Source organism: Planococcus salinarum (assembly GCF_007004625.1).
In the GTDB taxonomy this organism is placed as follows: Bacteria; Bacillota; Bacilli; order Bacillales_A; family Planococcaceae; genus Planococcus; species Planococcus salinarum.
Genome location: NZ_VIFV01000003.1, coordinates 190,622 through 199,645 on the forward strand (window position 1 = coordinate 190,622; position 9,024 = coordinate 199,645).

Here is a 9,024-nt window from a genome sequence, read left to right on the forward strand (position 1 = left end):
CGCCGAAGCGGTATGAATAAGCTAATTACTTAATATACATTTAAAAACTGCTATTTACATGATCTGCCTATACGTCTACTATAGGAGTTAAGTTGCACTTCATCCCGGTCAGGCATCCACAAAGAATGGAGGAACTTTATGGAGAACATGTTCGAACATCGATTGCTGGCTCTGCATTATATTTACCCCAAACCGCTCAATCAGATTAAACGTCTGATGATTGACGATCCGCATCTCGAATACCTGCAAAACAGACCAGCCTGGGAAATAAGCCAATTGCTTGGCATTACCATTGAAGCGGCGACATCCCTAAAGACTGGCTATCTGAAATCCCTGTCCACCCCCTATGCTGAAACGTATGAAAAACATAAGATAATCCCCATATCTTATAACCATCCTGATTATCCACAAAGCCTTTTCCATTTGATCGATCCGCCAGCTGTACTCTATGCAAAGGGCGATCCAAAATTGTTGCGAAATGACGATCGGATCGGTGTCATTGGTTCGAGGAAAGCTTCCTCGTATTCTCAAAAGGCTATGCAAGCCATTATTCCTGAGCTGGTTTCGGCCGGTTTTATTATTGTCAGCGGCCTTGCAAAAGGGGCTGATGCCATGGCTCATCGGACTGCCATCGCTTTTGGCGGCAAAACGATTGCTGTAACCGGAAGCGGATTTTTGCATCCCTACCCGAAAGAGAATGGAGAACTGAATAATATAATAGAAGAAACTCAACTCGCAATCACCGAATACCCGCCCTATATGCTGCCGAAGCGCTGGAATTTCCCCATGAGAAACCGCATTATCAGCGGCTTGGCGAAAGGGGTGCTGGTAACCGAGGCGGAAGTGAAAAGTGGTACCCTCAGCACGATTGAGCATGCGCTCGAGCATGGCAAAGACATATTTGCAATCCCGGGTGATATTGGATCGTTATTGTCCGGCGGGCCCCATAAGTTGATTGCTGAAGGCGCAAAACCTGTCTGGAATGGGCTTCAAGTGCTCGAAGAATACCGTGAAATAAGGGTATTGAAAAAGGCAATAAAATGAAATACCTTGCATTCGGTTAAAAACTGTTATACATTTTGCACAGGTATTTCTTATTTATACAATTTGTAAAAGTTTAAGAAACCTCTATGAGGAGGAATTAGTATGGCAGATTTTTTAGTGATTGTGGAATCGCCAGCAAAGGCGAAAACGATCGAACGGTATTTGGGAAAAAAGTATAAAGTCCGCGCTTCTTTAGGACATTTACGTGATTTGCCCCGCAGCCAGATGGGCGTGGACGTTGAAAATAATTTCGAACCCCGCTATATTACCATTCGCGGGAAAGGCCCTATTTTACAAGATCTTAAAAAAGAAGCGAAAAAAGCGAAAAAAGTCTTTCTCGCGGCTGACCCCGACAGAGAAGGGGAAGCGATTGCATGGCACTTAGCCCATGCCCTTGGCGTAGATTTGGAATCGGATTGCCGGGTGGTCTTCAACGAAATCACGAAAGATGCCATCAAGGAATCCTTTAAACAACCGCGCAAAATCGATATGGACTTAGTGGATGCCCAGCAGGCACGGCGCATATTGGACCGTTTGGTCGGGTACAGCATCAGTCCGTTATTGTGGAAAAAAGTGAAAAAAGGCTTGTCCGCCGGCCGGGTGCAGTCTGTTGCCCTGCGTCTTGTCATTGACCGGGAAAATGAAATCAAGGCATTCGAGCCGGAAGAATACTGGTCCATAACAGGCGAATTCGAAAAAGCCGCAAAGAAATTTGAAGCCCAATTCTATGGCAATGCCGATGCTAAAGTGAAGCTGGAAAGTGAAGATGACGTGAAAGCGGTAATGGCTACGATGAAAGGCAAGAATTTCAAAGTGAACCGCGTTGTAAAAAAGGAAAGAAAGAGAAATCCTTCTCCTTCCTTCACCACTTCATCACTGCAACAGGAAGCTGCCCGAAAATTGAACTTCCGCGCCAAAAAGACCATGATGCTGGCTCAACAGCTTTATGAAGGTATTTCGGTGGGCAAGGAAGGGATCACCGGTCTCATTACGTATATGAGAACTGATTCCACCAGGATTTCGGATACAGCAAAACAGGACACCATAAAATTTATTGAAGAAAAATACGGTGCTGAATTCGTTACGAAAGCCGCAGTTGCAAAGCAATCCTCAAAATCACAGGATGCCCATGAAGCTGTGCGTCCAACCAGTGTGCTGCGGACGCCGGAATCGCTGAAGAGCATCCTGTCGCGTGACCTTTACCGGTTGTACAAATTAATCTGGGACCGCTTTGTCGCGAGCCAGATGTCTCCGGCAGTGCTTGATACGGTGATGGCAGAGCTGCAAAATGGTGAAGCGGTATTCCGTGCCAACGGATCTCAAGTAAAATTCCCGGGATTCATGAAAGTGTATGTTGAAGGAACAGACGATAAAACAGATGACAAAGACAACATCCTTCCGGAAATGGAGGAAGGCGATAAGGTCAAAGCTGTAACTATTGAACCGAAGCAGCATTTCACTCAACCGCCTCCACGTTTTACAGAAGCACGTCTGGTGCGGACGCTCGAGGAATTGGGCATAGGCCGACCTTCCACTTACGCGCCAACATTGGATACAATCCAAAAACGGGGATATGTAACTTTGGATGCGAAGCGTTTTATTCCGACGGAGCTTGGCGAAATTGTCCATAGCCTGGTGTTGGAATTCTTCCCGAATATTCTTAATATCGAATTCACTGCCAAGATGGAACACGATCTTGACAGCGTGGAAGACGGCGATGTGGAATGGAAGAAAATCATAGCGGAGTTTTTCACAGGTTTTGAAAAAGACATCCAAGTGGCTGAAAATGAAATGGAGAAAGTACAGATCAAAGATGAACCAGCAGGTGAAGATTGTGAACTGTGCGGTTCACCTATGGTCTTTAAATTAGGCCGTTACGGCAAATTCATGGCTTGCAGCAATTTCCCGGAATGCCGGAATACAAAAGCGATTGTCAAGCATACGGGCGTTACTTGCCCGACATGCAAAAAAGGCGAAATTGTCGAACGCAAGAGCAAGAAAAAGCGTATTTTTTACGGTTGTGAACGCTATCCGGAATGTGAGTTTGTATCCTGGGACAAGCCGATTGAACGGCCTTGCCCGAAATGCAGCAGCCTTTTGGTTGAGAAAAAAGTCAAAAAAGGCGTGCAGATCAATTGTGTAAACTGTGATTATCAGGAAGAAGTACAATAATTAACCGAGGTGTTTAACTATGACAAAAACCATTAATGTAATCGGAGCAGGACTCGCCGGCAGTGAAGCTGCGTGGCAAATCGCCAAACGGGGAGTCAATGTCCGTCTATATGAAATGCGGCCGGTCAAGCAGACTCCGGCCCACCATACTGACAAGTTTGCGGAATTGGTATGCAGCAATTCATTGCGCGCCAATTCGCTGACGAATGCAGTCGGCGTTATTAAAGAAGAGATGCGTATGATGGATTCGGTCATCATCGAGTCGGCTGACAAAGCATCAGTACCGGCGGGTGGGGCACTTGCAGTGGATCGCCACGAATTTGCCGGAGCGGTGACAGACAAAGTCCGCAATCATCCCCTCGTTGAAGTGATCAACGAAGAAGTGACGGAAATTCCGGAAGGCATCACGATTATTGCGACCGGCCCTCTGACATCGCCTGCGCTTGCTGAAAAAGTCCGGAAACTGACTGGCGAAGAGTATCTTTATTTTTATGATGCTGCAGCACCCATCATCGAAAAAGACAGCATCGATATGGATAAAGTTTACTTGAAATCGCGCTACGATAAAGGCGAGGCCGCTTATCTCAACTGTCCGATGACAGAAGACGAGTTCCTGCGTTTCCACACGGCTTTGGTCGAAGCGGAAGTTGTGCCGTTAAAAGAATTTGAAAAAGAAATTTATTTTGAAGGCTGTATGCCGGTTGAAGTCATGGCCGCAAGAGGAGAAAAGACTCTGACTTTCGGTCCGATGAAACCGGTCGGCCTGGAAGATCCTAAAACCGGGGAACGTCCATATGCAGTTGTCCAACTGCGCCAGGATGACGCAGCCGGCACGCTTTATAACATTGTCGGTTTCCAGACGCATCTGAAATGGGGACCGCAAAAAGAAGTGCTGAAACTGATCCCAGGCCTTGAGAATGTTGAAATCGTCCGTTACGGTGTCATGCACCGCAACACGTTCATCAATTCGCCACGGGTACTGAAACCGACGTACCAGTTGAAAGCCAACCCGAATATTTTCTTTGCCGGCCAGATGACCGGTGTCGAAGGGTATGTAGAATCGGCGGGCAGCGGTTTATTGGCGGGAGTCAATGCTGCCAAACTGGCACTTGGTGAAGAATTGGTCGTTTTCCCGGCAGATACCGCGCTTGGCAGTATGGCGCGTTATATCACCGAAGCCGACGGAAATAATTTCCAGCCAATGAACATCAACTTCGGGTTGTTCCCGGATCTTGGCGAGCGTATCCGTTCGAAACAGGAGCGTGCAGAGAAACATTCGAGCCGCGCATTGGACTCAATTCGAAATTATTTGAATACGGTACCGGTTTAATTGATAAAAGCCTCTAAATCTTGCTATAATTTAGAGGCTTTTTATTATTGCGATGTAATGAACAGGAAATACTTGCGCCGAGCGGAAAGGACGGAACAGTGTCATGGATAAAAAAGAAATGGTCCGGTCTTTCATCAGTTATATTCAATTGGAAAAAAATTATTCCGAACACACCGTCCATCATTACGAATACGATTTGGCCGGTTTTTTTCTGTTTTTGGAAAGTGAAGGTGTAGAAGACCTGAAGCAGGTCGAGTATTTGCATGCACGCAATTATGTGACGAAATTATATGATGAGAAATTGGCCAGGCCGACGGTGTCCAGAAAAATTTCGTCGATCCGTTCATTTTTTAAATACGGCAGCCGTGAATTCGGCCTCAGTGAAGAAGCCTTTCGCTCCCTTTACCATCCCAAAAAAGAGGAGCGGCTTCCGCAATTCTTCTATGAAGAAGAACTGATGGCGCTTTTTGAATCGGTAAAGGGTGAAGACCACCTGTCAATCCGCAATACCGCTCTGCTGGAACTTCTCTACGCTACCGGTATGCGGGTCAGCGAATGCGTCTCCATCCGCATGAAGGATCTGGACCGCCATATGCAGATCGTCAAGGTGATGGGGAAGGGGCGCAAAGAGCGCTACATACCCTATGGCCAATTTGCCCATGACGCGCTGGAACATTATATCGAAGAAGTTCGTCCTAAACTTATGAAAAACAAAGAGCATGACGGCCTTTTCGTCAATAACCGCGGAGATCTTCTGACCGCGAGGGGAATTCGCCATATTTTGACCGAATGCATGAAAAAGGCATCAGCCAATTCCAATATATATCCGCATATGATCCGCCACAGTTTCGCTACCCATCTGTTGAACAATGGTGCGGACCTGCGTACGGTCCAGGAATTGCTTGGCCATTCCCATCTGGCTTCGACCCAGGTGTATACACATGTCACAAAAGAACATTTAAGAAAAACGTATTTGAATTCACATCCACGAGCTTAGAAAGGGGAATAGTTATGGAACAATTTCATGCCACCACGATATTCGCTGTGCGCCATAAAGGCGAATGTGCAATGTCGGGTGATGGACAAGTGACTTTCGGCAACGCCGTCGTCATGAAACATACAGCCAGAAAAGTACGCACTTTATACAATGGCCAGGTATTGACCGGCTTTGCCGGGTCAGTCGCCGACGCCTTTACTCTTTTTGAAATGTTCGAGGGCAAGCTTACCGAATACAATGGAAATCTTCAGCGCGCAGCAGTTGAACTTGCCAAACAATGGCGCGGAGACAAGATGCTGCGCCAGTTGGAGGCAATGCTGATTGTCATGAACAAAGAGGAATTGCTGCTCGTTTCAGGGACAGGTGAAGTCATTGAACCGGATGACGGCATCCTCGCAATCGGTTCTGGCGGCAATTATGCACTGGCGGCCGGTCGGGCCCTGAAGAAATACGCCGGGGATAACATGTCTGCCCGGGAAATCGCGCAGTCTGCACTCGAAACCGCCGCGGATATTTGTGTGTATACAAATCATCAGATCGTAGTGGAGGAGCTGACAAAATGAAAACCCAAACTGATTTGACCCCAAGACAGATAACCGAGCATCTGGACCGCTATATCGTCGGGCAGAAGGATGCCAAACGGTCCATAGCAATCGCACTGCGCAACCGCTACAGAAGAAGCCGCCTGGATGAAGAGCTGCGGGACGAAGTGATTCCAAAGAACATCCTGATGATCGGTCCGACCGGTGTCGGGAAGACAGAAATCGCAAGACGCATCGCCAAACTTACGGGAGCACCATTCATTAAAGTGGAAGCGACCAAGTTTACAGAAGTCGGCTATGTGGGGCGCGATGTCGAATCGATGGTCCGGGACCTGGTGGAAGCTGCCGTGCGAATCGTCAAGGAAGAAAAATTCGAAGCAGTAAAAGGCAAAGCAGAAGCTGCCGCCAATGAGCGGATTGTCAAACTGCTGGCTCCGTCGATGAAGAAAAAGCAGACAAGCCAGAATCCGCTTGAGATGATGTTCGGCCAGAAATTCGATCAGGATGAAGAGGAACCGACCGCAGAAGTGGAAGTGCGGGTCAAAAGACGGGAAATCGCCGCCGATCTAAAAGCCGGCAAACTGGAGGATGAATGGCTGAATGTTGAAGTGCTGGAGAGCCCTCCTTCCATGTTTGATGCACTTCAGGGATCGGGTATGGAGCAGATGGGCGCCAACATGCAGGATGCCTTGTCTTCATTAATGCCAAAGAAAAAGAAAAAACGCCGTTTGCAGGTCAAAGAAGCAAGGCGTCTCCTCGCGGCTGAAGAAGCGGCCAAACTGGTGGATGATGAAGAAGTGGCAAGTGAAGCAATTGACCGCGCAGAGCAGCACGGCATCATCTTTATCGATGAAATGGACAAGATTGCCAGCAAGAACAACTCGTCTTCAGCGGATGTTTCGCGTGAAGGGGTGCAACGGGATATCCTGCCGATTGTCGAAGGTTCAACCGTTTCGACAAAATACGGCGCAGTAAAGACGGATTATGTGCTGTTTGTGGCAGCCGGAGCTTTCCATATGTCGAAACCTTCTGATTTAATCCCTGAACTGCAGGGCCGTTTCCCGATTCGGGTCGAACTTCAAAAGCTGGAAGTCGATGATTTTGTCAAAATTCTGACGGAACCGAAACATTCTTTGCTGAATCAATATAAAGCGCTTCTCGAAACAGAGGGAGTTGTGGTAAACTTCAATGATGCATCAATCGTCAGACTTGCGGAAATTGCGTATGAAGTAAATCAGGATACCGATAACATCGGAGCCCGCAGACTACATACCATTTTAGAGCGGCTGCTCGAAGACCTGTCCTTTGAAGCATCGGAAATCAGCCCTGCGCAAATAGACATTACACCCAATTATGTGAACGATAAACTTGAGAATGTGGCAAAAAACAAAGATTTGTCACAATTCATTCTGTAAATAAGTCAAATCAGTTCCATTAAAGAGTGAAAAGCTTTAGAATATTGAATAAATACGGTACGAATTATGTAGGAGGTTCATTTTAATGAATTTATTAGGAAAAACAAGACGAATTAACTCAATGCTGCAAGCAGCAGCCGGCAAGCCGGTAAACTTTAAAGACATGGCTGAAACTTTAAGCGAAGTCATCGAATGCAACGCATTCGTTGTCAGCCGCAAAGGGAAAGTACTTGGCTATGCCATCAATCAGCAGATCGAAAACGAACGGATGAAAGGCATGCTTGAAGACCGCCAGTTTCCGATCGAATACACACAGAACCTTTCGAACATCAACGAAACATCAGTTAACCTGGATGTAAACAGCGAGCATACGATTTTTCCGGTTGAAGAACGTGAACTGTTCAAAAACGGCCTGACGACAATCGTGCCGATCATTGGTGGGGGAGAGCGCCTCGGAACATTGCTTCTGGGCCGTGTCAGCGCTGAATTCCAGGATGATGATCTTATTCTTGGCGAATACGGCGCAACAGTTGTCGGGATGGAAATCCTGCGTGAAAAAGGCGACCGTATCGAAGAAGAAGCACGCAGCAAAGCTGTTGTGCAAATGGCGATTTCTTCACTTTCATACAGCGAACTTGAAGCTATCGAACACATTTTTGAAGAACTTGACGGCAACGAAGGTTTGCTTGTCGCTTCAAAAATTGCTGACCGCGTCGGCATCACACGTTCGGTAATCGTCAACGCACTTCGCAAACTTGAAAGTGCCGGCGTTATCGAATCACGTTCACTTGGGATGAAAGGAACTTACATCAAAGTTCTTAACACAAAATTCCTTGCTGAGCTTGAGCAATTGAAAATGAACTAAGATGAATTAGGAGACACCGGGTATTAATATCCGGTGTCTTTTTTTTATTGCTTTTTCAATGTTCTACAGCAACCGATATTGCGCAAAACAGCTTCGAAGTCATCGGCCGAAGGAAATTCGGACGATGGCTTTGCGACGAAGCTGCGCAGCGATGCAGGAGCAAGGTTTTGAGTACTAGCAGATTACGCACTTCGCCCGAGTGGATCTCAGCACTTCGCTCGAACCGGAGTTGGCTTTCCAACTCCGGTTCTGATCCCCTGGGAGTCTTCGCTGTTTTGCTTCATATCTCAGTTCTCTTTCAATAAATAAGGATCTATTTAAGATGGTCATTAATGAAAAAATCAAGATTTCAATTCTACACAGAATTAAAATGAAGCGTCAGGCGGTGACTCCTGCGGGAATAAGAGCTAGTCCTGAGACCCCACAGTGAGCGCAGCGAGCGAGGAGGCTCAGGCAGCTCCCCGCGGAAACATACTAACATTAGTAGCACAGACCACGGCCATGGTCTGTGCTACTATTTTTTTGTAGAAGTGAAGTGAAGTCGTGCGGATGCGTGGATCTCAGAATCCGGACCAGGAAACCGACTCGCTTCACACCCTTATCCGAATCAGGTTAGTATGTTGGGTCCCAAGAGACCGTATAAGAAAGTGGAATCGATA

Annotated in this window: 7 protein-coding genes; all 7 read left to right on the forward strand. The window is 47.0% G+C overall.

Translation table 11 applies throughout. From position 1 onward, the window contains the following. The first annotated feature begins 138 nt into the window (after nucleotides 1-138). The 7 genes from dprA to codY all read left to right on the forward strand — a co-directional run bounded on the left by dprA (nucleotide 139) and on the right by codY (nucleotide 8,365). Complete coding sequence (gene dprA / locus DIJ65_RS04680) at nucleotides 139-1,044, forward strand: DNA-processing protein DprA (RefSeq protein WP_117302695.1); 906 nt, start codon at nucleotides 139-141, stop codon at nucleotides 1,042-1,044. Between the two features lie 102 nt (nucleotides 1,045-1,146). After that, the gene (gene topA, locus DIJ65_RS04685; RefSeq protein WP_117302693.1) at nucleotides 1,147-3,216 is read left to right on the forward strand and encodes a type I DNA topoisomerase; all 2,070 of its coding nucleotides are present in this window, start codon (nucleotides 1,147-1,149) and stop codon (nucleotides 3,214-3,216) included. A gap of 19 nt (nucleotides 3,217-3,235) precedes the next feature. After that, the gene (trmFO, locus tag DIJ65_RS04690) at nucleotides 3,236-4,546 is read left to right on the forward strand and encodes an FADH(2)-oxidizing methylenetetrahydrofolate--tRNA-(uracil(54)-C(5))-methyltransferase TrmFO (protein ID WP_117302691.1); all 1,311 of its coding nucleotides are present in this window, start codon (nucleotides 3,236-3,238) and stop codon (nucleotides 4,544-4,546) included. Between the two features lie 103 nt (nucleotides 4,547-4,649). Continuing rightward, on the forward strand, nucleotides 4,650-5,543 hold the full coding sequence (xerC, locus tag DIJ65_RS04695) for a tyrosine recombinase XerC (protein ID WP_117302689.1): 894 nt from the start codon (nucleotides 4,650-4,652) through the stop codon (nucleotides 5,541-5,543). A gap of 14 nt (nucleotides 5,544-5,557) precedes the next feature. After that, nucleotides 5,558-6,106, forward strand: coding sequence for an ATP-dependent protease subunit HslV (gene hslV / locus DIJ65_RS04700; protein ID WP_117302688.1), 549 nt, complete (start codon nucleotides 5,558-5,560; stop codon nucleotides 6,104-6,106). Beyond that, nucleotides 6,103-7,500 (forward strand): HslU--HslV peptidase ATPase subunit, encoded by a 1,398-nt coding sequence (gene hslU, locus DIJ65_RS04705; RefSeq protein ID WP_117302686.1) that lies wholly within the window; start codon nucleotides 6,103-6,105, stop codon nucleotides 7,498-7,500. Before hslV ends, hslU begins: the two co-directional genes overlap by 4 nt. Before the next feature lie 85 nt (nucleotides 7,501-7,585). Further along, a complete protein-coding gene (gene codY, locus DIJ65_RS04710; RefSeq protein WP_117302684.1) occupies nucleotides 7,586-8,365 on the forward strand; it encodes a GTP-sensing pleiotropic transcriptional regulator CodY in 780 nt (259 codons plus the stop codon). Nucleotides 8,366-9,024 lie beyond the last annotated feature (659 nt).

What these genes read in the sequence shown, in the direction of transcription:
- dprA (WP_117302695.1), top strand. Translation starts at nt 139, where the DNA reads ATGGAGAACATGTTCGAACATCGATTGCTGGCTCTGCATTATATTTAC.
- topA (WP_117302693.1), top strand. Translation starts at nt 1,147, where the DNA reads ATGGCAGATTTTTTAGTGATTGTGGAATCGCCAGCAAAGGCGAAAACG.
- trmFO (WP_117302691.1), top strand. Translation starts at nt 3,236, where the DNA reads ATGACAAAAACCATTAATGTAATCGGAGCAGGACTCGCCGGCAGTGAA.
- xerC (WP_117302689.1), top strand. Translation starts at nt 4,650, where the DNA reads ATGGATAAAAAAGAAATGGTCCGGTCTTTCATCAGTTATATTCAATTG.
- hslV (WP_117302688.1), top strand. Translation starts at nt 5,558, where the DNA reads ATGGAACAATTTCATGCCACCACGATATTCGCTGTGCGCCATAAAGGC.
- hslU (WP_117302686.1), top strand. Translation starts at nt 6,103, where the DNA reads ATGAAAACCCAAACTGATTTGACCCCAAGACAGATAACCGAGCATCTG.
- codY (WP_117302684.1), top strand. Translation starts at nt 7,586, where the DNA reads ATGAATTTATTAGGAAAAACAAGACGAATTAACTCAATGCTGCAAGCA.